Origin of the sequence: Pyrococcus sp. (assembly GCF_030153625.1) — an archaeon.
In the GTDB taxonomy this organism is placed as follows: Archaea; Methanobacteriota_B; Thermococci; order Thermococcales; family Thermococcaceae; genus Pyrococcus; species Pyrococcus furiosus.
The window spans coordinates 21,598-44,907 of the sequence record NZ_JASKLM010000009.1; the positions used below are offsets into that span (position 1 = coordinate 21,598).

The window sequence follows — 23,310 nt, forward strand, 5'->3', positions numbered from 1 at the left end:
AAATATGAAGGTATTAGTCACTGGAGGGGCAGGATTTATTGGTTCACACCTTGTAGATGCCTTAATGGAAAGGGGCTATAGAGTTAGAGTCCTCGACGATTTAAGTGCGGGGAGTCTTAAGAACATAGAGCAGTGGTTAGATAACAGCAGATTTGAGTTCATAAAAGGGGATATGAGAGATCCAAATATTGTAAAAGAAGCTGTAGAAGACGTTGATATTGTCTATCATCTAGCAGCAAACCCAGAAGTTAGGATAAGTGCTCAAAGCCCAGAGCTTCTCTACGAGACAAACGTTCTAATAACATACAACCTCCTCCAGGCAATAAAAGATTCAAACGTTAAGTATCTCATCTTTACATCATCTTCCACGGTATATGGAGATGCGAAAGTCATTCCAACACCAGAAGATTATGGTCCCCTAGAGCCAATAAGCGTCTATGGAGGTGCAAAGCTGGCTGCAGAGGCCTTAATTAGTGGATATGCCCACATATTCGAATTCCATGCAGTAGTATTTAGGCTTGCAAACATAATAGGGGCAAGGGCGAATCATGGAGTAATTTACGACTTCATAAACAAACTCAAGAAGAATCCTGAGGTTTTAGAAATTCTTGGAGACGGAACTCAGAGAAAAAGCTACCTCCACGTAAGTGATACTGTCGAGGGAATGCTTCACATCTTTGAGTACTTTAAAAAAGAAGGAAAAATCTACGATGTTTATAACCTAGGTAATGAAGACTGGATTACAGTTAAGGAAATAGCTGAAATTGTAAGTGAAGAAATGGGCCTAAATCCAGAATTCCGGTTCACGGGTGGAGTTGACGGTGGAAGAGGCTGGAAAGGGGATGTAAAGTTCATGTTACTCGACATAACTAAAGCAAAATCCACTGGTTGGAAGCCCAAAATGAATAGCTACGAGGCTGTGAGAAGAACTGTTAGGGAGCTTCTAAAGGCCTGATTTTTACTATTTTTAGTTGTATTTTTGTTTTAGTTTCTCAAATTCTTTTATATCCTATCATAAAATTTATAAAGAAGAACGCCGTCAAATTTTTGTAAAAACTTTTGAAGGTGGTAAAAAATGAAGATTAAAAATAACAAAATAATACTTGGTATACTCGTTGTTGGGGTTATTGTTATTTTAGCATCGACAGCAAGGGGATCTTTTTTGGATATAGCTGACTCCCAGGGAAACAGCATATCCAGTGGAGAATTCGACATTAGGATAGGAAAGGACAACAACAGGTTTTATGAGACACTAAAGCTCTTTGAACTTAAAGACATGAAGCCTGGAGACGTGGAAGATGTTAGTTTCTACATAAAGAACTATGGCAATGTAGAGGTTTCAAATATCTCAATTGTTTTGTATATTGTAGACAGAGAAGACGAATTATCCCCTGCAGAAAAGCCTTTTGACTTAACTGATGATGTAGGGGAGCTAAGCAAATGTATAACAGCCACAATCATTGCAAATGGAAGTGAAATAGTCAAAAGCAAGCTAAACAAACTTGCAGGCAAAGATATTTTGATATTTTCAGGAAAACTAAAGGAAAAAGAAGTGCTACCAGTTAAGTTTAGGTTCAAGTTCGATGGGGATTCAGGAAATGAATGCATGACAGACAGCGTAGAGGTAAGGATTAAGGTTATAGGTTCTCAGTAGATAATTTTTTAACCTTCTTTTTTATTTGAGCATTGATGAAGTTCTATGTTGAAATTTTGGGAAATATCCCTGAAATGGCCGTTGCAGAGGTGGAGGCCCTTTCGGAACTGGGAAAGGGTAAAGTAAATGGGAAGGATTATTTGTTTGTATGGGGAGAAGTAGAAGATCTGAAATTTTTTGAGAGACTCGGGATGGCTCATGAATATGGAATTTTGCTCTTTTCATCAGATTCACCAGAGGAGATAATAGAATTTTCAAAATCATGCAATTGGGAGGGTGTAATTAAGGGGAGTTTCGCCGTAAGAAAAGAAAGAATGGCGAATTGTATTTATGATATCCAAGACCTAGACAAGATAATTGGGGGAACAATATATTCAAAAGGCTTCAAAGTTAACCTCTCAAGCCCAACTACTGTTATTAGGATTTACTGTGGAGAAAAACTCTGGCTTGGAGTTAGAATAAGAGAATTTAAAGGAAAAGAATTCGAGAACAGAAAAGCAGACAGAAGACCATTTTCAAGACCAATAGCTTTGCCACCGAGAATCGCTCGAGCAATGGTAAATCTTACCCGAGCTACAAGGGAGTTGCTAGACCCATTTATGGGGACAGGAGGAATGCTAATTGAAGCGGGATTAATGGGGCTTAAAGTTTATGGTTTAGATATAAGGGAAGACATGGTAGAGGGAGCAAAGATAAACCTAGAGTACTACGGAATTAAAGACTACGTAGTTAAAGTTGGTGACGCCACCAGAATTAAGGAAGCATTCCCAGGAAAAACTTTTGAAGCCATAGCAACCGATCCTCCTTATGGGTCTTCAACAACACTCTCAATGGAAAGAGATATGCTCTATAAAAAGGCCCTAGAGAGCATGTATGAAGTACTCGAGGGGTATTTAAGCATAGCTTTCCCTGAAGATTTTGATGCCATTGATGTTGCGGAGAGCATAGGATTTAAAGTAATTGATAGGTTTTATCAGAGAGTGCACTCATCTCTTGCGAGATACTTCTACGTAATGAAGGTATGAGAGGTGATGAAAATGGCTGTCAAGGATTGTCCAGAATGTGGGGGAAGTGGAAAAGTTAAAGTTGGAGAAAAGGAGTGTTCAGTTTGTAATGGTTGGGGTTATGTTCCAGCTGACTTTAAGCTCACAGATCATCTAAAAGGATACAGAAATTTAGAGAACTTTGGAGTGGATGAAGAGGTAGACGAAATTCCTTGTCCAGAGTGTCATGGAAAGGGAACAGTTCCAGTTTATGACACTTGCCCAACTTGCGGAGGAACTGGAAAAGTACTTGCATGTGACATATGTGGAAAGGTTAAAGGCCCCTGGGAACCTGGGATGGAAACAACTTGGGTTTGTCCTGAGTGTGAAAGAAAGTTCAAAGTAGTGTACGTTCTTGACAATGCTTGTGATTATGAAGATGTGGAAATTGGAAGCTACTATAAAGGTGTAATTGACAGGGTAGAGAGGTTTGGAGTGTTTGTAAAGTTAAACAAGCACGTTATTGGGTTAATAAAGAAAAAAGACCTCTTAGGGAAGAGAGAATACAAGCTCGGTGATGAGATAATAGTGCAAGTTCTCGATGTAAGGCCTGACAAGAGAGAGATAGACTTTCTGGAAGCCCCTCTAACAAAATATAGGGAAGTTCATGTAAAGAAAGAGCTTCCAGTAACTCCAATTGAAGAGCTAAAAGAGGAACTCGTAGGTAGAACAGTAAAGATCAGGGGAAAGGTCACGCAAGTGCAGGTAACTGGGGGTCCAACTGTTTTTACCTTAACTGATGGAACTGGAATAACATGGGCTGCAGCATTTGAAGCTCCTGGAGTAAGGGCTTATCCAAACATCAATGTCGGCGACATAGTTGAGATCATAGGGAAAGTCTCATTCCACGCAGGAAGTATACAAGTAGAAGTTATAGACATGTACAGGCTCTGGGGGCCAGATGCTGCAGAAGTCAAGAGAAAAATTGAGGAAGAATTAGACAGGAGAGCCCAGCCAAGTGACGTTGGCTTCTTGGTTAAGAGCGAGGTTCTCGAGGCATTGAAGCCAAAGATCATGAAGGCGGCTTTCATGATAAGGAGGGCTATCTTCGAGGGTAGGCCAATAATTCTAAGGCATCACGCCGATACGGACGGATACACGGCTGGGGTAGCATTAGAAACTGCGATAATCCCGCTAATTGAAAAAGTGGCCCCAGATCCAGAAGCCAGGTGGCATCTCTTCAAGAGAAGACCTTCCAGGGCCCCCTTCTATGAACTAGAAGATGTGCTTAAGGATATCATATTTATGATGGAAGACCACATGAGATTTGGAGATGAGCTGCCCTTAGTTGTAATAGTAGATAACGGAGGAACAACAGAGGATATTCCAGCTTATAAGAGGCTAAAGGCTTATGGAGTAAAGATAGTAGTAATAGACCACCATGATCCAAGAGATTGGATAAGTGAAGACAAAGCTAAGGTTGATGAATACGTTGATGTCCATGTAAACCCACATCACGTGAAGCGTGGTTATTATGAGCTCACTGCAGGAATGCTAGCCACGGAAGTAGCACGTTATATAAACCCAGAGGTTGAAGATAGAATTAAGCACTTACCAGCAATTGCAGGAACGGGAGATAGGAGCAAGGCACCAGAATTCTACCAGTACTTGGAGTATGCAAAGGAGAAAGGACTCGACGAGGAAGACCTCAAAAAGATTGCTGAAGTTATCGACCACGAAGCCTTTTATTGGAAGTTCATGGATGGAAGGGGAATAATTGAGGAGATCCTTTTAATAACTGGGAACCTGCAGAGGCATAGAATGCTCGTTGAGGGAATTTACCCAGAAGTCAAAGAAAAGCAGGAAAAAGTCCTCAAAGCCGTCCTTCCTCATGTAAAGAGCGTCGTTCTTCCAAATGGCATTAGGTTTAACACAATTGATGTTGAGCTCTATGCTCCAAAGTTTGAGTATCCAAGCCCAGGGAAGCTATCAGGGATTATTCACGATCACTTCAAAGAACAATATGGAGAGGATTCGCCAATTCTAACCTTAGCCTATGGACCGGACTTTGCGGTTGTAAGAGCAAGTGATGGAATGGCCAAGTACAACTTTGACCTTAACAAGATAGTGAAGATTCTAGCAGAAAAACTCCCAGATGCTGGGGTTGAGGGTGGAGGACACAGCTATGCTGGTTCAATTAAATTCTTCGAAGGAAAGAGGAAAGAGGTTTTGGAGGCATTTGCAAAGGAGGTATTAAAACTAAAGGCTGGTGAATGAAATGCATCCAATTCTTGAAGCTTTCTGGTATATTCTTCCCGCATACTTTGCTAATTCTTCTCCAGTTATTTTAGGTGGGGGAACTCCTATTGACTTTGGAAAAACTTGGAGAGATGGAAGAAGAATCTTTGGAGACAGCAAAACGTGGAGGGGATTTTTAGGGGGATTAACAGTTGGAACGCTTATTGGAGTTATACAGCAAATAATTTATCCCTATTACCCTTCTCTTAGCCTGGCCTTCAAAGTTTCCTTTCTTTTGGCTCTTGGAGCCTTAGTTGGAGATCTAATTGGAAGTTTCATAAAAAGGAGGCTCAATTTGCCCCCAGGTTATCCTGCAGTGGGTCTAGATCAGTGGGGATTCCTAATTTCAGCACTATGCTTTGCATACCCAGTACATACAATTCCTACAGGAGAAGTTCTACTTCTCTTAGTGGTCACTCCTCTTATCCACTGGGGGACCAATGTCCTTGCGTACAAGATGAAATGGAAAAGTGTTCCTTGGTAATTACTTTGCATATTGGGCATAGTGAACAAGGGCCTTAAGAAGATCGTTAAATCCCTCATACGTGACTAAGGATAGGAGTATAGGCTTCTGTTCGAGTCTTTTCTCGACTATCTTTGCCAACTCTTCAACTTTCTCCCTGGGAACTAAATCAATTTTATTTATCACAACTATGATTGGCTTTTCGTATCTAAACTTGAGGATATAGTGAAGCTTTTCCATTCCTCTGTGAAGGCCCTTCGTTGCATCTATCATGTGAATAATTATATCAGCCCTTATTATCTCGTTTATTAGCTCTTTAAATGCTTCCTCGCTCAAGACTTTTCCCCTAATTTCTTTTTCTGGGTCAAATAACCCAGCTGTGTCTATCAGTACAAGCTCATCTGCCCCACCAAAAGGGTTCTTAATTGTCTTCGGCAACTTTATCTTTCCAAAAGCTCTCTTTATTGTTCCCTTCGTGGTACCTGGAACTTCTGAGACTTCTGAGATTTTCCCTCCTAAGAGAGCATTCATCAAGGTTGATTTACCTACATTTTCAGCACCAATTATCGCAACCTTTATCATATTTCACCCCACAATTTATTCCAGCTTGGGGGATATAAAAGATAAGGAAGGGAGGAACATGAAACGGGTAAAATTGGGACACCACTTTTATTATATAGTGACTCCAGAGGAACTTAGAAATGGGAAATTCAAGGGGAAAAACATTGTCATTGAAGGAGAGATAGAGAACAAGCCTATCATAGAATTTTTACCTATGGAACTGCCGAGTTACAGAACAACTTTCAAGATCTCGGGCTTAAAAATAGAGTTTGCTGGAACCCCCTACATAAAGGCGGGGGAGAAAGTGAAGGTTTATGGAGTTTTTGTTGGAGATGGAATAATTGCAAGGGCAATTGAAACTAATGGTGCTGTGTATATAAGCGAAGAGTAGGGATGAAAGCATGATAGACCTAATCCTTCTAGCTGGAAAATTAAAACGAATTCCCAGGATGGGCTGGCTAATTAAAGGAGTTCCAAATCCAGAGAGTGTCGCCGATCATTCATATAGAGTAGCATTCATAACCCTCCTCCTAGCCGAAGAACTAAAGAAGAAGGGAGTTGAAATCGATGTCGAAAAGGCCCTAAAAATAGCAATAATTCATGACCTCGGAGAGGCCATTATTACAGATCTCCCCCTTTCTGCTCAAAAATATCTAAATAAAGAAGAAGCTGAAGCAAAAGCCCTAAAAGACGTCCTTCCGGAATATACAGAGTTATTCGAAGAGTATTCAAAAGCATTAACTTTAGAGGGACAGCTAGTCAAGATTGCTGATAAACTTGACATGATAATCCAGGCATATGAGTACGAACTTTCCGGCGCTAAAAACTTAAGTGAGTTTTGGAATGCATTGGAAGACCTAGAGAAATTGGAAATTTCGAGGTATCTAAGGGAAATTATAGAGGAAGTTAGGAGGCTGAAAGATGATCATTGAAAGCATTGTTGCATTTTTCTTGTCCCTCACACTAACTCCTTACATTGCATCTCTAATGAAAAAAGCCAACATAGTTGGAAGAGATGTGCATAAAGTGCAAGAAGTTCTTGTCCCGGAGATGGGAGGACTAGCACTTCTAATTTCGATTTCATTAGCTTCTTTTTTTACCAACATCCCTGGTTGGATAGTTTCAGTTTTTCTCCTTGTAGGGGTTGTTGGAGTCATAGATGACCTTGTAAACCTAAAGCAGTCACATAAAGTTTTTTTAACAATACTAGTTTCAATGCCAGTCCTCTTTAACCTGGAACGGAACTTTCTGGTTGTATTTAACCACAAAGTATATTTAGGCATCTTTGCCATAATTTTCCTTTGGCTCTATGTTCCATTTGTTGCAAATCTAGTGAACTTACTTGCAGGATTTAACGGTTTAGAGGTTGGATTATCATCTATAATTCTATTTGCCCTGTTTGTACTTTCCAAAAACATGAAAGAGCTCGCTCTTATAGGATTTTTTGCCGGCCTGGGATTCTTAATCTGGAATAAATACCCTGCAAAAGTTTTCCCAGGAGACACTGGAACTTTATCTCTTGGAGCTTTAATAGGACTAGTTACGATAACTTCTGGCCTTGAGACTCAAGCCACTATTCTCTTGCTTCCCCACATAATTGACTTTCTCTTAAAGATGAAGGTCAGATTCAAAGGAAAGTCCATTGGAAAAACAAAAGTCTTAGAAGATGGAACTTTGTTGCCCCCTCCATATACCTCTTTCCTGGGAATTATGATTAGAGCTTTAAACAAAGTTTGGAGAGCTACTGAACCCCGTCTTGTCCTATCTACATGGTTAGTAGAAATGTTATTAGCCCTTCTGGTTATTGCTCTTCTATAATCTTCACCATTCCAAATCCTAGATTCGTTTTTTCTCCAAATCCATTTTCGTACCCAAATTTTGCAATTTCTTTGGATCCATAGTATCTAAACACCATGAGAGATCCTCTAATGTATGAATCCTTGACAATAAGTCTCGTAGGCTTGAACTTTATGAGTTCAATTCTGAAGTCTTTATCTTCAGGTAAATCTCCCATAACCTCATGATATCTCAGGAGCATCACTTTTCTAAGCCTGTCTAAGAACAATTCATCGTGAGGATAAAGATCCCAATGTTTAAGCTTATCACCCTCAAATTTCACAGTTCTAACTACTATAGGGCTTAATGTTGAAAATATGTTTACATTTTTTATTTCTTTGCTCTTTAGAGCCTTTATGTCCGCAACTAAAAATCCTACATCGCCTATTTTAAATTCTGGGCTTTTTTCAATACCCTCTACGATTCCCTTAATTATCTCCTTGTTTGAGGATGAAATGTAGAGAGAGATATCATCCGACAAAATCTTTATTCCCTTCTCGGGTATTATCTCTCTCTTTCTTATGATTATTCTTGAAAACGTCCAATACCCGTGAGGGGATTCCAAAAGCTTCACTATTCTTGGTTCTATAGCCCCAGCCTTTTCGACTATTTGGGAATATAGCTCGTAGTTGTAGTTGAACGGAATCACTGGGTTATCTTGAAGTGGCAATAATTTTATCTCAATTCTCATCTAGTCCCCTCCCTTATTTCATGTTAAGCTTGTTTTTATTTCCAGATAAATAAAGATAAAAGATTTCCGCTCAGCTGGATGTTGAAAACGGAACTAAAGTTGCTGACGCTATAAATACTGCCCAAATTATAATGGCCAATACTTTTCTACTCCACGTAAGGGGAGTCACTTCATCCAAGGCCCCTGGGTTTCCTACCCTTCCCATAATGAGAATTAACAATCCCCATAAGAACCATCCTGGCCAAAGGTAGCTCAGTCCTATAGCTACAAAACCCAAAGCATAAGTTAGGACTCTGTGAACCTTTTCAGGAAGGAAGGCTCTCGCTATATGTCCTCCATCTAGTTGAGCCGCTGGAAGAAGGTTCAAGAACGTCACAAGGATTCCCACCCAACCAGCTATTGCCAGTGGGTGAAGGATAATTCCAAAGCCCTCCGGCACATCTCCAATGACCAGCTTTGACAGCCCATAGAATATCAAGTTCATACCAAAGTATATAGTTCCTTCCCCCTGAAGGTAATCGACGGGGACTAAGGGGGATAACCTAAGCCCTATTGCTGTAACGGGAATGGCGACAATAAGCCCAACAAGAGGACCACTAGCTCCAAGATCTATTGCGGCATTTCTGGTGGGAATTGGGGATTTCACCCTAATTATTGCTCCAAGAGTTCCAATAAAAGATGGAAATGGAATGAAATACGGAAATGTGGATTTTACGTTATGAATTGTGGCCGCTATTTTGTGTCCCATTTCATGACTTCCTAGAATGGATATTATTCCCAGGGAGAAGGCCAAGGCATTCAAATACAAATTTTTAATTCCTGGAAGGTTAAGGTCTTCAAGTGTTTTCACGTAATTTAAGGAGAGAATGTAGCCAGCAAAGAACGTACTTAGAAGTGTTAGTATGAACAAAGCAATTCCAACAAGAGGATTTTCTTTGTCTTCATATAATTGAGCTGGGAACACATAAAGAACTATTTTCCCCTCTCTTCTCTTAAGAGCAAGCCAATAGCCAAATTTTTCAGCTTCTCTCAAAACTTCCTCAAAGTTTTCAGTTTTTATTCCAAGAACCTCGTAAGCGTAAACTTCTCCCCTATGCTCAATTAACTCGCCAAGGTCATAGTGCTCTCTTAGGAAGTCCTCAAAGCTTGGCTTCTCCTCTTCCTCTATGTCAAGCTCATAACCAACAAGTATCATATCCCCTCCACAAACAGGACATCTGCCAGGAAGGAGAGGCTGGGTTTTGTCTAAAACTTCTCTATGCTTGCAGTTAACGCACTCATAAATCCCCCTGGGCAATAATCTCCACCTCCCCTCTCTCACCATCGACTCTTACCTTCATGCCACTCTTTAATTTTGAAATATCAATTCCAGTTACTAGGGGAATTCCTGCGATTATAGCGCCCACTGCCACTATTGCCTCTGCCTCTTCGACAATTATAGCTTTAGGTCCAGTCCCTTTCTTCGCGAGAGCATAGATTACATATGACCCAACAGTTGATCCCTTTCCCCTGGGAAATGCAAGTATCTTTCCTGTTATCTTTTCCCCTTGTATGTCGCTTTCAGGATCAGTGATTATTCCCGTGTTTGGATCCACTCCTCCTAAAAATGAAAGGGGCTTCCTTGAAACTACTAGTTCACCCTCTGCAACTCCCTTTACTATCCCCCTCCCTTTGAGCTTCATCATGGAGCCCCCATTATAATGTTCTCAGTTGTATCAAGAAGAACTTTTAGCCCAAAAGATTTTAGGTAAAATGCCGCCTTTCCGCTGTCCGTTGCTACCCCAGAATACCACTCCTTTATTGGCGAAACAACAAGACAAACGTCAGGTAAAAGCTTTCCGTTGTACCTTTCAATGATCTCGGTATATCCCAAGTAATCCGCCAAGGCTTTGATGCCCCGGCTAACTGTGATAAATAGAGGTATCTTCAAAGGCTTATCTCTCATTCTCAACAATTCAGCTATTTCCTTTATTTCCCTTAATGAAGCGTGAGGACACCCTAAGAGGATTATATCAACATCTCCCCAATCAACGGAGAATCTCTGCCTGACATCCTCTAAATCCTTTCTTCCAATTTCGATCTTTTCTATCTTGTCAACTATTGCCCCTCTCCACTCAGGGGTGGATCCCTCTACATGATACAATCCAACTCCACCGCTAGCTGCCATGCTTGCCCCTAAAGCTTTCAAGTCTTCGGTTGTAGGTGCTATTCCTCTTATGTATGGAACTCCATTCTCGACAATCTCTCCAATTTTATAGCCGAGAAGAGAATATTCTGTGCGAGATTTTAGCTTATCTTTTACTTCAATTATATGAGTAGCTTTTCTGTTCTCCTCTAAATGAAGTCCATAGTTGGGAGTTTTTCCCACAATTGCTGCAGCTAAGCTTGAGGGGCCTCCTTCCCTATTTGTCCTAGCCCCTAAAACAGAATTTGCAAAGATTACAGCAGAGCTTTCGCTCCAAGCTAGATGATCTCCATACTTTGGAAGGTTAGGCCCATAGTAGGGAGTGCATGTGGATGTAATTTCAACTCCCATCTTCCTGTAAAGTTCAATTATTTCCGCTTGCTTTTCCATAAAGTCTTCATCGCCAATTCCCGCTGGATTTAAGGTAGTATACACCGAAACTTTAGCTCCAGCTTCCACAAAGTCTCTAAGGAATTCTATTCCTTCATCGCCAATATTTTTATAGCTAACTCCTGCTATTTGAGCGCTTTTTATTGGTATTAACCTGTCTGCATTGTAGATATCACCCAGGGCAACAAGTATCTCCATGGCTTTTTGTATTGCAGGCCCATATTCTCCAGAAAGAGCTAGTTCTTCCTCTTTTGTTAGGTACATTTTCCCACCTAATAGAAGTTTAGGTTTTGACGTTTAAAAGATTTTTAAAAGAAAACGATGGTAGCCCCGCCGGGATTCGAACCCGGGTCGCGGGATCCAAAGTCCCGCATGCTTGGCCGCTACACCACGGGGCTATGCCCAATCACTGCTTTATTCATGCACTTATAAATTTTACGAAACAAAAGAAGCTCAATAATAGCCCACTAGTCTTCAAAACACTTCAAAAAGGCTCCACACGTTCAAAGGCTTCTTAAGTTCTCATTTTATTTTGGAAGATCAAAAAGAGAACTCCTCAACAGTGAACCTTTCTATTACTTCCTCGAGACCCTCTTCTGGAGTGTGAATAAACCCACATCTATCACAGACAAGCGCACTACCCTCTCTTCTTAAGGGAGAAAAGCATACTGGACATCTGTACTCCTCTCTTAAAAGGCTATCAAATATCTCATCTTTCATTACAAGAATTTTCAAGTCGTTTTCCCAATCTTCATGCACCATACCCCAATAGGGGAGAGTTAGGATTTCACTATCCCCTACTATCAAAGGATTAATTCCTATACTCCTTATTCCATGAGGAAGCTTTTGTGCTGGCTCAATTGAAACAACATGTTGATTGTAAAATTCCAGATATTCTGCCCTAATTGTTATTCCTTTTGATAATCTTGTCTTCAGTGGAAATACTTGAAGAATTAACTTTTCGTTTTCTAAATCCCAAGTTGCGGTTACTCCCGTCGATTTTCTCTGATAAAAGAGCAAAAATGCGTCTTCTTCCCAATTTTCAGAAAAGTGAGAGAAGCCAAGCTTCGAAAGTGCTTTTCGGATGAAGTTTGGCTTTGGTAATGAACCATAATTCAAAATATACTCCCCTATCCATCCAGCTAATGCCATTGAATATCCTAAATAGACCTGCCTCTGAACTCTCAGGTATGCTATACTCGGGAGTATCTTCATTTCAAAGAAAATTTGTCATTGAGGTATATACACTTTTCCCTGGACGAGGAGATATAGGAAATACATATAGATTGCCAAAAGTACTGTGGCAGTTTTCCTGCCAACTTTGTGATTTCTATATAAGGACACTGTTAATATTGCCATGACGAGAAGGGTTATCGGCATGACTATACTCCTTATAGAGTCATCCACGACAATTGGCCTTATCAATGAAGCAATCCCGATTACCATAAGAATGTCCAGAATATTTGCCCCAATTATGTTTCCGACGCTTATGTTGGGGATCTTTTTAAGCGTTGCAGTGAGGGAGTTTGCAAATTCGGGAAGAGAGGTTCCAATGGAAACTAGAGTAACTCCTATGATAACCTTAGGAACTCCCAGGGAAGTTGCTATCTCAACGGCACTATCAACCACAAGGTTTGCACCAAATATAACAAGCCCCGCCGACAAAAACAGAATCACAACATTCTTTATAACATTCCCCCTTTCCTGGGCGCTCAACTCTTCAAGGCTAATGTGCTTTTTATAGAGGTAGTACAAGAATGCGAAATATAGAAGAATTAATGTCAAGCCATCAATTCTGCTTATCACACCATCAAACATCAAAAGCCACGCGTAAATTGTGATTCCAAGCATTATGAGAGAATTCTTTGGTGCTATTTTGTCCACATTTAAAGGCATAATCATAGCAGAGACCGCAAGTATCAAAGCTATGTTAGCGAGAGCACTCCCCACAGCATTTCCAAGAGCTATGCTACTTTCACCCTTAAATGAGGAAATTGCTGAAACTGTAACTTCTGGAAGGGTTGTCGCTATACTGGCAAGAACAAGGGCAATCAAAAACTCACTAACACCAAATGATTTGGCGATTTTCGTGGCTGATTCAACAAATATATCACTACCTTTAACTAAAAGCATTAGGCCTACAACAAAGAGTAGAACCTCCACCAACATGTTCATTGTCCTACCCGTGAGAATGTTAGGAGAGGATTTTAAAAATATTGTTGCAAACTGTAGTCTACATATCCTTTGATTGCTCTATTTTGTACTTCTCTTCCTTTCTTAAAACTATAGAAACCAGCGTGTTTACTTAAGTCGCTCTTTTCGGGAGTTCTCTAAAAAGTTGTTAAGAAGAGATGTTTTTATTAAACTGTTGCTTGTAGTGCTCCTTCCGTTAATTACTGAGCTTAACTCAGTAATCTAGCTCTTTTTTGGCCAGAGAACTACGAATTTTCCCTTGTCACTATTTTGAACTATATTTTCAATCCACCTTTTGTAAAAGAGATATGCCGAATAGTTATCTTCATAAATGTATATTAAGCCTCTGGCTTTTGTTTTGTTGTCTTGTTTCTCAAAATAAAAGGCTCCCCTATAGTTGGGATAAAACTGATAAGCAAACACTGTGACTGTTGGGTATATTGTTCCATTTATATCAATAAGACTCAGCCAATATCCAGAGGCTCTTCTATGCACAATGTTATCTTTTTTAGTTTTTTATTCTCTAGTGGTAAATCTCCTGACCAACCAGACACTGTCGTTCCGTAGTTTGCATATCTTATTGGCAACCCAAGATAGTAACGTTTTTCTTTTAGAGGCTCAGAGTTGACTGTCTTAATTATACTGTCCTCTTTGACTTTCTCAAGGGCATGAGACAGAGTGTAGTCAGCAAACTTGAATCTGAATCCGTCAATGAATTTTCTACCCCTTCTTCTACCCAAATACCAGCGACCAAAATTATCAAGAGCTTTTATCCACGTTTCTTTTTTACCAGAAGCAGCCCACTCTTCATTTGTGAATACTAATGAATTTTCTTGATCAAACGTTGGATAGTTCGGATAATGCTCCTTTTCCCTACCACTCTGCTCAAATTTAATATCCAACTCTCTAATAGCTTTATTAAACTGGGAAACAACATTAGAAAGTTCCTGGGAGAATTTTTTCAGGGAATCGAATTTAGTGAAATTTAAAGTAACATCTCCCTCAGCATTTGTTACTTTCAAACTTCCTGCCCCTCGTCTTGCTCGAAAACCAAAACCTCCGAGGTTTATTGTCATCCATAGAGAAGCTTCCGCTAGACGGAAATATCTTTCATCAGTAGAAGATAAGGAAATACTAAACTTTGAGCCTACATCAAAGTATTCGAAACGAGTTTTTATATCTATTTTTTTAGTTTTTCTATTTCTGCGTTTGTCTAACACTGAAAAGAAGAAATAATCAACATATTCTGACCATACTATAATGGTTTTATCTGCCCAACTAGAAGCTTGTCGGTATATATTTCCTTTCTTAACATCTTCAACTTCAGCTCGAACAAAAACTCTGCTTTTGTTTCTAGTAGAGCCAAAAATCTTTTCCTCTACTTCTTTGAGAGCTTCTATATTATTCCCAAAGTATCCTCCAGCCAAAGCCCTGAACCACCACCTCATAACCCCTTTAACACTAGCAGAGCTAAACTCAGGACTTCTAGCATCAGCACCTCGCATGAAGAGTGGGGTAATTGCTTCAAGATCAAAAATTGCCTCATACATTGGCATCCCTCCATGAGAGCAGAGCAATGAAATGTGTACTACTACAATTAAGTTAAAATTATACTATAAAAATCTTCCGGCAAATGTTCCACTATTTAGGAATATATTATAATCCATCAATAGAATTCCATCACAATATAATCACAGAGTAATTAAAAAAAATTTAATAATTAAGGAAGGCACATTAATCAACGAATGCCTTCCCCCCTATGAGGTCTCTTATTTCTCTTGTAGCTTCAGGATAAACTCTCTTGAATGTAACTCTCCATCCTCCCTCTATCTCCTCAATATCCTCTATCTCTATTTCCAACCCTAGTTTTTCAAAGTGTGTTACCATCTTATATGCTGTCTCAATTTTTCTAACTCTAACTCTGAATCTCTCTGCAATTACATCTCCCTGGGTAACGTCGTGAATGGCCTCAACAAGAGGTTGAAGCAGAGCTTTCCCAAGTTGCAATGCCAAGTTATGGAGTTCTTCCCCCCTAATTTTCTTTTCCGCTATGTAGAAGGCTAATCTTGAAATTCTACTAGTAAAATATCCCCCAGGAAGCTCGTAGAATACTCTTGCACCTATTTTTATATCGTTAATATTCGCATAAGGCGTCACATACTTTACAATTTTTTTCATATCTGGGCTTTTCATAACTATTCCTTCTCTTCCCTCTCTGCTAAGCCTCTCAACTAACTCATAGAGATCATCTATATTTTTATAGGAGTATCTTCCAAAGACCTCCACGTGATTTATACCATACTCTTCGGCGAGCTTGAGTCTCTCCTCTACAGGCAGGCTACTACCTGTTTTGATGTCCTGAATATCGAATAGGAAGAATTGGATGTCCTCTTTTACATATGGAGGCCCTTCCACCAGATAAGGACTTTCAGGGCCTGCCATTTCCCCAACTAATACCAAATCCTTATGATCTTTAAAGAATTCTTCTGGAACGAATTCAGCAATTCTTTCGGTAGTGTAAGGACAAATAAATCCTCCCCTAGTTATTCCGAGAATCCTATCTTTGAACTTCACAACTCTAACATTGTACCCATCAACTTTCTCCTCAACGTAGAACTCAGAGGACTTAAAGATTTTTCTAACTCCAGCTGAAAGGTTTACAATCCTCTTGATGTGAGGAAAGCCAAAAACAGTTGTCCCGTCTTCAAAAAGTACAGTTCCCCTCCTCAGTTTTCCAACTGAATTCTTAAACCTAAGATATCTAATGCCTTCAAACTCATCCTCCATAATTCCGCCCCTAGCTTCAAGAATCTCTACTTTATCTTCGGGAATTCCCAGGGTATAAAGGAGCTCCTTAAACTTCGAGCTTACCATATTTTCCACCCTAATTTAGAGTTCTCGAAGAAGATTTAATAATGTTCCCTATAATAGTCAATATTGTTATGAAATATGAAAGATTTATAAAGATATGAAAAATTATATTGTAGTGGTGGCTTGCTATGTTTGAGAATGTAAGTACATTCGAGGAGGCATTTAATAAGCTACTTAAAGAAGTGCTGGAATTTAACCTGGAGAATCCCTTTGAAGATGCTAAAAAAGTTATCTGCATTGAGCCACATCCCGATGACTGCGCCATAGGAATGGGTGGAACTATAAAAAAACTTTCAGATGAGGGAGTTGAGGTAATCTACATCTGCATGACTGATGGATACATGGGAACTACTGATGAGAAGTTATCTGGGCACGAATTAGCCCTTATAAGAAGAAGAGAAGAGGAAGAAAGTGCAAAACTTCTGGGAGTTAGAAAGATATACTGGCTAAATTATAGGGATACCGAACTCCCATACTCCAGAGAAGTTAGAAAGGATCTTGTAAAGATAATAAGAAAAGAGAAGCCAGATGGTGTCTTTGCTCCTGACCCTTGGTTACCATACGAATCTCATCCAGATCATAGGAGAACAGGATTCCTTGCAATAGAATCTGTAGCATTTTCACAACTTCCGAACTTCTCAAATATCGATATAGACATCGGCCTAAAGCCGCACTCAGTGTCCTTTATAGCTCTCTATTACACTCACAAGCCGAATTACATCGTAGATATAACTGACCTCATGGAGTTAAAGCTGAAAGCAATAAGAGCTCATAGGAGTCAATTTACAGACGATATTTGGGAAACGTGGGAACCTTTCTTGAGAACCGTGACCATGTTCTATGGAGAGAAGATAGGAGCAAGATACGGAGAAGGATTTAGAATAATGCCCGGATTATTCTACCACATAACTCCATTTGCTGATCTCATATAAGTTCTTTCTCCACCATTAATTTTATCTCTTTTACAAATTTATCCAAGGGCATCGTGTCAAGCCCAAATCTTCTCATATGTTCGTATCTTTTTAAATCATCGGTTATTAGTAAACTCCTTGTATATATCGCCGTTGCTGCTGTCAATACATCTTCCATATCAGGAATTACGCCTTTTCTCATTAAATCTGCTTCAATTTGAGCAGCTTTTATAGCTATATCTCTGGTGAGGGGTACTATGTTGTAGATATCTTTCAGCACATCTAGCTCAACTTCAATGTTCTTCTTTAGATATGCTCTTGCAGTAAGGTAACGATATACAGTAACTATCGACAAATTTACTGTAAACTTCGCCACCGTTATCTCTAGTATTCTTTTCATACTTTGGGAGTGCATTTTTATCAAGGCTGGACTATCAAAAGTTATATCTGGTGGGAGGGGCATTTTTAACTCCCCTTCTTTTTCTTTAGCATGGTGATTAAGGTTTCTGCTTCTTCGTCATTTAGTATTATTTTATCGACTTTTTTGTCCAATTCAACGAGATGCCAAGTCTCTATTAGTCTTTGCAGGACTTCATCATATGATCTGGCTTCCATTTTGTCCTTAAGCATCTTAATTTTTTTCCACGTAGTTTCATCGACTGCTATTGTCTTCATTCAATCCCCTCCGCTACAATCATTTTATATGTTTCAACACTTCTCCTTCTTGGAATTCTTTCTTTAGTTATTAGATCTACTTCGTATAACCCAAATCTAATTTTAAATCCCATAGCCCATTCATAGTTGTCAGTCAGTGCCCAGTGGAAGTATCCTCCCACCTTTATTCCATTTTCTATCAACCTTTTAACTTCTCTAACGTGGTCAACAATGTATCTTGGCCTTAGTATATCTTTTGAATCAGCAATACCATTTTCTGTTATGAAGATATCCTTTTTATATTCTGCAGCTTCCAGAGTAGAATCATAGAGACCTTGGGGAAATACCTCCCAACCAAAATCGCTTGTTGGATTATTATCTGGTGATATGCTGTTTGGATTTCCAGAGTATCCGTACCCTTCAACTCCAACAAATGTAACTAATGGCAACTCTTCATATTTTGGTTCGATGTGCTTAACAACTTCTCTGGTGTAATAGTTGTTTCCAATCCAATCATTTCTCTTTAAGTGTGGGATTTTGGTGTATTCACCTGTAACTTCTAGGTCAACATTTCCTCTATTTACCGCCTCTAAGAACAACCTATTGTGGAAAAGATCATAGTTCTCTGCGGCTTTTACATGCTTGGGATCATTTGGATCAAATGGATACGCCGGAATTATGTTGAGGATTATTCCAACAGGTTTAGATGAATATTCTTTTATTGCATCATATGCCCTAGCATGAGCCACTATCTGATTAATTATCGCTCTTTTGGCTGCAGATGGATTAAGGATCCCCGGAGGCCAGCCAACGTACGGTGCCAAATACCCGAGCTCAACTGTTACCATCGGCTCATCAAATGTTGCCCAATAATCAACGTATTGATCAAACTTCCAAGCTACATAGGCAACATATTTTACAAATTCCACTATTGTTTTCTCATCTACCCATCCCCTTGCCCTAGCCTTCTGAAAATTTGCTCTAACTGCTATTGGATCGTGGATCCATATTGGATTAGTCTGATGATTTAATGTAACGAATGTTGTGAATCCAAGCTTTTTTAAGTTTCTTAAGACATTTAGGTAGTGTTCTACTTCCCTATGATTAGCGAGTTGGTCAAGTTCCTCCAGGTTTTCTTTTTTTATCTTTATCCTTTTTATCAGCCCATACCCATCCCTCTCAACCTTAACATCTACGCTAAAAGTAGGGCATGGAAAAATTCTGCTCCATTCTATCGTTAATTGGTAAGCGTTTAAACCTAGATCTTTGGCCAATCTGTGGTCTATCTCATAAAGGTCATAGTTGTTTATTCCTTCTTCAGGTAAATCTCCACTGACGAGCTCATTTTTAATGTTGTATGGGTCTCTGACCCAATGCCACCAATCACTTCTAGTGTCTATGTTTTTTCTATAGGGATCTCCCATTTCAAACTGGAATGCCGATTGAACGACTCCCCAGTAAAATTCCATAAACTTCCCCTTACAGAATTATATGTTTCAGTGTTTTTATAATTTTGCATCTTCCACCATATTAAATCTAGCTATAGGACTTGGCACGTTCAATCCTTACCTAGTTATAACCAAAAAGTTTATATAGGATCTCAATTTTTTATAAATCTGACTAAATTATAATGAGGTGACATGCTATGAAGAAATACCTTGCTACAGTTTTAGTTGCTGCCCTAGTTTTGAGCAATCTTGGAGTAGTTCTTGCAGCAGAAGAACTTCCAAGAGAAGAAACACTGTATACCGCCAATAGCTCCCCGCCAACCAATGCAAATCCCCTTCAGGGGAGTAACATAATACCAATAGCCGGGTTGGTGTTTGAACCACTGTTTATGTTGAACTTCATGAAAACAGAACTCATTCCTTGGCTTGCAGACTATGGAAAGTGGGTAAACAACAATGTATTTGAAGTTAAGCTAAGAGAAGGAACTAAATGGCAAGATGGCAAGTCTTTAACAGCTAATGATGTTAAGTTCTCATTTGAATACTACGAGAAAGTCGGACTTAAGGACTGGTCAAGGTATGGACTTACTGAGATTAAAGTTGTAGACGACAGAACAGTACAATTTGTTTTTAGTGGGACTCCAAACGTCTGGGCATGGAGAAACGAGCTTTATAGTGTTTTAATTCTTCCAGAACACATCTTCAAAGATCTCGATCCCCAACAGGTCACCCAGATGACATTCTTGGGAGCTGAGCAAAAATACTTGGTTGGTTCAGGGGCATATAAACTTTACAAAGTTGTCGAACAACAAAAGGCAATATTCGTGAGAAACGACGATTGGTGGGGTGCGAAGTACTTTGGACTACCAAGTCCCAAGTACATAGTCCAGCTTTACGTTGGTTCAAATGATCAAGCAGCAAACATGTTCCTTAAGGGGGATCTTGATGTAGGTACTTATTACGTGGATATAGTTGAACTCAAGAAGCAGAACCCCTACATAGTCAGCTGGCTCGATAGGCCACCCTACTTCCCACCCGTTGTTCCTGTTATCATGTATTTTAACGTTAAGCACAAGCCTCTAGACAATCCACTTGTAAGAAAGGCCATAGCTGAGGCAATTTGTCCCTCTCAAATAGTCAAACAAGGTCCAATCAGTGACCTCCCAGACCAAACTCCACTGGGTAACGTCATGAAGCCATGGAAGGAGAAGATAGGGGTTAGCCAGCTAATTGAGAAGTATGGATGGAAGTACTGTAACCCAAGTGAAGCCGCTGAACTATTAGACCAAGCTGGAATCAAAGACATTGATGGAGATGGAATAAGGGAGTATAATGGACAGGATCTTGTTCTAACATTTGCCGCATGTGGAGTATGTAGTGACTGGATGCAGGCTGTAGAAATTGTAGTTAACCAGCTAAAAGCAGTGGGAATAAAGGTTGACGTCAAGAAGTACGATTGGGGAACAATGGTTAGCAAGCAACAAGCAGGTGAATTTGATTTAACAATGCACTGGGCTGGAACGTTTAAGCCCGATCCATACAGCGTCTATTACGACCTCCTCTACTACAAGAGTGACCAAGAGAAGGGTGGAGCAAACTTTGGCAACTACTACAATTCAAAGGCAAATGAGTTGCTCGATGAACTTGCAAAGACACCAGATGAAGCAAAGCAAGTTCAACTTCTTGCCGAGCTGACAAAGATATGGCTCCAAGACATTCCAGCAGTCCCACTCTACATGGGTACATTATTCTATGAAGCAAACACCCAATACTGGGCCAACTGGCCAAATGAAGACAATCCGTATGGTGTACCCATCTTCTGGCCAGGCTTTGGTACCTGGGGTACAGCTCTAGCCTTCCTGGGAGTTAGACCAGCAAAAGCAGTAAGCCCAACTACTTCCACAGTTATCCAGGAGAAGACCGAGACAGTTACCCAGGAGAAAACTAAAACAGTAGTTCAAACCGTTACAGTAACTCAAACTCCAACAGAGACTGCAACGTCACCAACAGAAACTGAAGGAATTTGTGGGCCCGCAATTTTAGTAGGTCTAGCTGTAGTCCCACTCCTTCTAAGAAGGAGGAGGCGTTGAGTTTCTTCTTTTTCTAAATTTTTCTAGGGGGGAGTGTTATGGGGTTTAAAGAATATCTAAAGAGGAAAATTATTGTTTACCTCCTGACGTTTATTTTTGCTGTAACTTTAAACTGGTTACTTCCCAGGCTCATGCCCGGGGATCCAATTCAAATTATGATTAATTCTGCCTTAGGATTATCTCCCCAAGAGAGGGAAATATTATTGAGATTTTATGAAGAATTATATGGATTAAATAAGCCCCTTTACGCTCAGTTTGTTAGCTTCTGGGTGGCCCTCTTCAAAGGGGATTTGGGATACAGCATACTTTATAGAGCTCCCGTTTCAAGGTTACTTAAGAATGCCCTCCCATATGACATTGCAATTTTGTTCCCAGCTATAGTATTAAGCTGGGTGATAGGAAACTGGTTGGGGGCACTAGCAGGCAAGAACAAAAGATACGACACATATATGATGCCCCTATTTTATTTCCTAGCCAGCATGCCATACTTCTGGTTTGCAATGCTCCTCGTATACTTTGTTGGCGTAAAAGCCGGAATTCTTCCTTATCAAGGCGCCTACAGCCCTAACCTAGTTCCAAGCCTTTCTCTAAGATTCATCGTGGATTTCCTTAAACACTGGATAATGCCATTCCTCAGCTTATTTGTTGTAATGATTGGTAGCTGGGCAATTGGTATGAGAAATATGATAATATACGAGTTAGAAGCAGATTACGTAAGATACTTGGAGGCCCTTGGAGCAAGTGAAAAGTTAATGACAAAACACGCATACAAGAATGCAATTCTGCCTCAAATTACAGGACTTGCACTCCAGCTCGGTCTAATGGTAGCAGGAGCAATAGCTACTGAGATCGTCTTTAACTACCCAGGAGTGGGAGTTCTCTTAATGAGAGCTGCAATGAGCCAGGACTACTTCCTTCTTCAAGGAGGCTTTCTAATGATCGTGATCTCAGTTCTCGTCGCCAACTTCGTGATAGATATCGTCTATGCCCTCATTGACCCACGTGTTAGGGCTAGCTATACGGAGGGATGATGAATGGAAACAATAAAGCTTGCCTTCAAAAATAACAAATTCAAGTTTGGATTTGGAGTATTGATGGCATTCATAATCTTTGGGCTAATCGGCCCACTCTTTACATCATTTGCAAGTGATGGGTTGTATTATGAACAAGTGGGTAAAATCAAGATTGCCTCTTACTCAACTAAAACTCTTCCTCCAATGACCAGGGAAAACATAACTACATACACTGGAAAAAGCGTCGAAGTCCTGCACATCCTGGGAACAGATAAGGAAGGAAAAGACCTCTACGCTCAGCTCGTCTATGGCCTCAGAACATCTCTATGGATAGCGTTTTTAGCCGCAATAATAGGGACGCTAATGGGAATAACAATAGGTTTTGTCTCAGGTTACAAGGGAGGTCTAGTAGATGAAATCTTAATGATGTTCGTCAACATAATGCTGGTAATTCCCTCAATAGTACTCCTAATCCTAGTGGCCGCTTATCTTGAAGCTAGAAGCCCCGAAATTCAAGCCCTTATAATAGGATTAACAAACTGGCCATGGGTAGCTAGATCAGTTAGAGCACAAACGCTCTCGCTAAAGAATAGGGAATTCGTCCACCTCTCTAAGATAATGGGACTTGGAGATCTCAGAATAATAATGGAAGACATTCTTCCCAATATGATCTCCTACATCTTCATGGCTGGGATCCTCCAAGTTAGTGGAGCAATCTTGGCTTCAGCAACCCTAGATTTCATAGGACTAGGACCAACAACTATGGTCTCCCTGGGAGTAATACTTCAAAAAGCAATTATGCACAACGCCCTTCAGTTCGGCTGGTGGTGGTGGTTCATTCCACCAGGACTGTTTATAACTCTCATAATCACGGCGTTGTTCTTTGTGAACCTTGGTCTTGAGGAGGTGTTTAATCCGAGGTTGAGGAGGGAGTGAGATGCTTAAGGTTGAGAATCTCAAGATTTACTACTCAACCCCAATCGGATTTGTAAAAGCAGTTGATGGAGTAAGTTTCGAAGTCAAGAAGGGGGAAGTGTTTGGAATTGCTGGAGAGAGCGGTTGTGGGAAA

At 40.1% G+C, this 23,310-nt stretch carries 25 protein-coding genes, 1 tRNA gene and 1 pseudogene; 13 read left to right on the forward strand and 14 right to left on the reverse strand.

What is annotated here, in order from left to right; genetic code table 11:
- The first annotated feature begins 4 nt into the window (after positions 1-4).
- The 5 genes from PWP39_RS02550 to PWP39_RS02570 all read left to right on the forward strand — a co-directional run bounded on the left by PWP39_RS02550 (position 5) and on the right by PWP39_RS02570 (position 5,419).
- On the forward strand, positions 5-955 hold the full coding sequence (locus PWP39_RS02550; protein WP_011011515.1) for an NAD-dependent epimerase/dehydratase family protein: 951 nt from the start codon (positions 5-7) through the stop codon (positions 953-955).
- Between the two features lie 120 nt (positions 956-1,075).
- Complete coding sequence (locus PWP39_RS02555; RefSeq protein ID WP_011011514.1) at positions 1,076-1,654, forward strand: methyltransferase; 579 nt, start codon at positions 1,076-1,078, stop codon at positions 1,652-1,654.
- 35 nt (positions 1,655-1,689) lie between these two features.
- A complete protein-coding gene (locus tag PWP39_RS02560; protein WP_011011513.1) occupies positions 1,690-2,679 on the forward strand; it encodes a TIGR01177 family methyltransferase in 990 nt (329 codons plus the stop codon).
- A 12-nt stretch (positions 2,680-2,691) separates the two neighbouring features.
- Positions 2,692-4,914, forward strand: coding sequence for a DHH family phosphoesterase (locus tag PWP39_RS02565; RefSeq protein ID WP_288072386.1), 2,223 nt, complete (start codon positions 2,692-2,694; stop codon positions 4,912-4,914).
- 1 nt (position 4,915) lies between these two features.
- Positions 4,916-5,419 carry a CDP-2,3-bis-(O-geranylgeranyl)-sn-glycerol synthase gene (locus tag PWP39_RS02570; protein ID WP_011011511.1) on the forward strand — a complete coding sequence of 168 codons (504 nt, stop codon included), beginning with the start codon at positions 4,916-4,918 and terminating at the stop codon, positions 5,417-5,419.
- Here PWP39_RS02570 and PWP39_RS02575 read toward each other — a convergent pair whose 3' ends face one another.
- Entirely contained in the window at positions 5,420-5,980 is a 561-nt protein-coding gene (locus tag PWP39_RS02575; protein WP_011011510.1) for an Era-like GTP-binding protein, read from the reverse strand.
- Between the two features lie 58 nt (positions 5,981-6,038).
- On the opposite strand from PWP39_RS02575, the gene PWP39_RS02580 reads away from it, so the two are divergent.
- From PWP39_RS02580 to PWP39_RS02590, 3 genes are read left to right on the forward strand one after another with little or no spacing between them, the layout of a single operon-like run.
- Positions 6,039-6,350, forward strand: a complete 312-nt coding sequence (locus PWP39_RS02580) for a hypothetical protein (RefSeq protein ID WP_014835135.1) — start codon at positions 6,039-6,041, stop codon at positions 6,348-6,350.
- Between the two features lie 10 nt (positions 6,351-6,360).
- On the forward strand, positions 6,361-6,891 hold the full coding sequence (locus PWP39_RS02585) for an HD domain-containing protein (protein WP_011011508.1): 531 nt from the start codon (positions 6,361-6,363) through the stop codon (positions 6,889-6,891).
- Positions 6,881-7,777, forward strand: coding sequence for an MraY family glycosyltransferase (locus tag PWP39_RS02590; protein ID WP_011011507.1), 897 nt, complete (start codon positions 6,881-6,883; stop codon positions 7,775-7,777). Before PWP39_RS02585 ends, PWP39_RS02590 begins: the two co-directional genes overlap by 11 nt.
- Here PWP39_RS02590 and cas6 read toward each other — a convergent pair.
- The 10 genes from cas6 to PWP39_RS02640 form a co-directional block, all read right to left on the reverse strand.
- Complete coding sequence (gene cas6 / locus PWP39_RS02595) at positions 7,761-8,486, reverse strand: CRISPR-associated endoribonuclease Cas6 (RefSeq protein WP_011011506.1); 726 nt, start codon at positions 8,484-8,486, stop codon at positions 7,761-7,763. The two genes, PWP39_RS02590 and cas6, sit on opposite strands and share 17 nt — an antisense overlap.
- A 70-nt stretch (positions 8,487-8,556) precedes the next feature.
- A complete protein-coding gene (locus PWP39_RS02600) occupies positions 8,557-9,810 on the reverse strand; it encodes a site-2 protease family protein (RefSeq protein WP_011011505.1) in 1,254 nt (417 codons plus the stop codon).
- On the reverse strand, positions 9,764-10,168 hold the full coding sequence (locus PWP39_RS02605; RefSeq protein WP_011011504.1) for a DUF126 domain-containing protein: 405 nt from the start codon (positions 10,166-10,168) through the stop codon (positions 9,764-9,766). Before PWP39_RS02605 ends, PWP39_RS02600 begins: the two co-directional genes overlap by 47 nt.
- Positions 10,168-11,325 carry an aconitase X catalytic domain-containing protein gene (locus tag PWP39_RS02610; RefSeq protein WP_011011503.1) on the reverse strand — a complete coding sequence of 386 codons (1,158 nt, stop codon included), beginning with the start codon at positions 11,323-11,325 and terminating at the stop codon, positions 10,168-10,170. The genes PWP39_RS02605 and PWP39_RS02610 overlap by 1 nt, the downstream gene beginning before the upstream one ends.
- Positions 11,326-11,383: 58 nt before the next feature.
- A tRNA-Gln gene (locus tag PWP39_RS02615) sits at positions 11,384-11,459 on the reverse strand.
- Between the two features lie 142 nt (positions 11,460-11,601).
- Complete coding sequence (locus tag PWP39_RS02620) at positions 11,602-12,276, reverse strand: eL43 family ribosomal protein (protein WP_011011462.1); 675 nt, start codon at positions 12,274-12,276, stop codon at positions 11,602-11,604.
- A 15-nt stretch (positions 12,277-12,291) separates the two neighbouring features.
- Complete coding sequence (locus PWP39_RS02625) at positions 12,292-13,230, reverse strand: sodium:calcium antiporter (RefSeq protein ID WP_148267972.1); 939 nt, start codon at positions 13,228-13,230, stop codon at positions 12,292-12,294.
- A 246-nt stretch (positions 13,231-13,476) separates the two neighbouring features.
- The gene (locus PWP39_RS02630; protein WP_288072397.1) at positions 13,477-13,749 is read right to left on the reverse strand and encodes a hypothetical protein; all 273 of its coding nucleotides are present in this window, start codon (positions 13,747-13,749) and stop codon (positions 13,477-13,479) included.
- A complete protein-coding gene (cmr1, locus tag PWP39_RS02635; protein ID WP_288072400.1) occupies positions 13,719-14,804 on the reverse strand; it encodes a type III-B CRISPR module RAMP protein Cmr1 in 1,086 nt (361 codons plus the stop codon). Before cmr1 ends, PWP39_RS02630 begins: the two co-directional genes overlap by 31 nt.
- Positions 14,805-14,988: 184 nt before the next feature.
- A complete protein-coding gene (locus tag PWP39_RS02640; RefSeq protein ID WP_288072403.1) occupies positions 14,989-16,128 on the reverse strand; it encodes an RNA ligase in 1,140 nt (379 codons plus the stop codon).
- Positions 16,129-16,253: 125 nt separating this feature from the next.
- Here PWP39_RS02640 and PWP39_RS02645 point away from each other — a divergent pair, with 125 nt between their 5' ends.
- Complete coding sequence (locus PWP39_RS02645) at positions 16,254-17,057, forward strand: PIG-L deacetylase family protein (RefSeq protein ID WP_288072405.1); 804 nt, start codon at positions 16,254-16,256, stop codon at positions 17,055-17,057.
- Here the strand turns inward: PWP39_RS02645 and PWP39_RS02650 are convergent.
- The 3 genes from PWP39_RS02650 to bgaS are packed head-to-tail and all read right to left on the reverse strand — an operon-like array spanning position 17,050 to position 19,159.
- The gene (locus PWP39_RS02650; RefSeq protein WP_288072407.1) at positions 17,050-17,499 is read right to left on the reverse strand and encodes a type II toxin-antitoxin system VapC family toxin; all 450 of its coding nucleotides are present in this window, start codon (positions 17,497-17,499) and stop codon (positions 17,050-17,052) included. The genes PWP39_RS02645 and PWP39_RS02650 overlap by 8 nt on opposite strands.
- 2 nt (positions 17,500-17,501) lie before the next feature.
- Entirely contained in the window at positions 17,502-17,711 is a 210-nt protein-coding gene (locus PWP39_RS02655; RefSeq protein ID WP_288072409.1) for a hypothetical protein, read from the reverse strand.
- On the reverse strand, positions 17,708-19,159 hold the full coding sequence (bgaS, locus tag PWP39_RS02660; protein ID WP_288072411.1) for a beta-galactosidase BgaS: 1,452 nt from the start codon (positions 19,157-19,159) through the stop codon (positions 17,708-17,710). The genes PWP39_RS02655 and bgaS overlap by 4 nt, the downstream gene beginning before the upstream one ends.
- 176 nt (positions 19,160-19,335) lie before the next feature.
- Between bgaS and PWP39_RS02665 the strand changes: the two genes are divergently transcribed.
- The 4 genes and pseudogenes from PWP39_RS02665 to PWP39_RS02680 form a co-directional block, all read left to right on the forward strand.
- Positions 19,336-21,228 (forward strand): ABC transporter substrate-binding protein, encoded by a 1,893-nt coding sequence (locus tag PWP39_RS02665; protein WP_288072414.1) that lies wholly within the window; start codon positions 19,336-19,338, stop codon positions 21,226-21,228.
- 38 nt (positions 21,229-21,266) lie between these two features.
- A complete protein-coding gene (locus PWP39_RS02670; RefSeq protein ID WP_288072417.1) occupies positions 21,267-22,259 on the forward strand; it encodes an ABC transporter permease in 993 nt (330 codons plus the stop codon).
- A gap of 3 nt (positions 22,260-22,262) precedes the next feature.
- The gene (locus PWP39_RS02675) at positions 22,263-23,177 is read left to right on the forward strand and encodes an ABC transporter permease (RefSeq protein ID WP_288072420.1); all 915 of its coding nucleotides are present in this window, start codon (positions 22,263-22,265) and stop codon (positions 23,175-23,177) included.
- A 1-nt stretch (position 23,178) separates the two neighbouring features.
- Positions 23,179-23,310 (forward strand): annotated as a pseudogene (locus PWP39_RS02680) (ABC transporter ATP-binding protein); the annotation flags it as partial.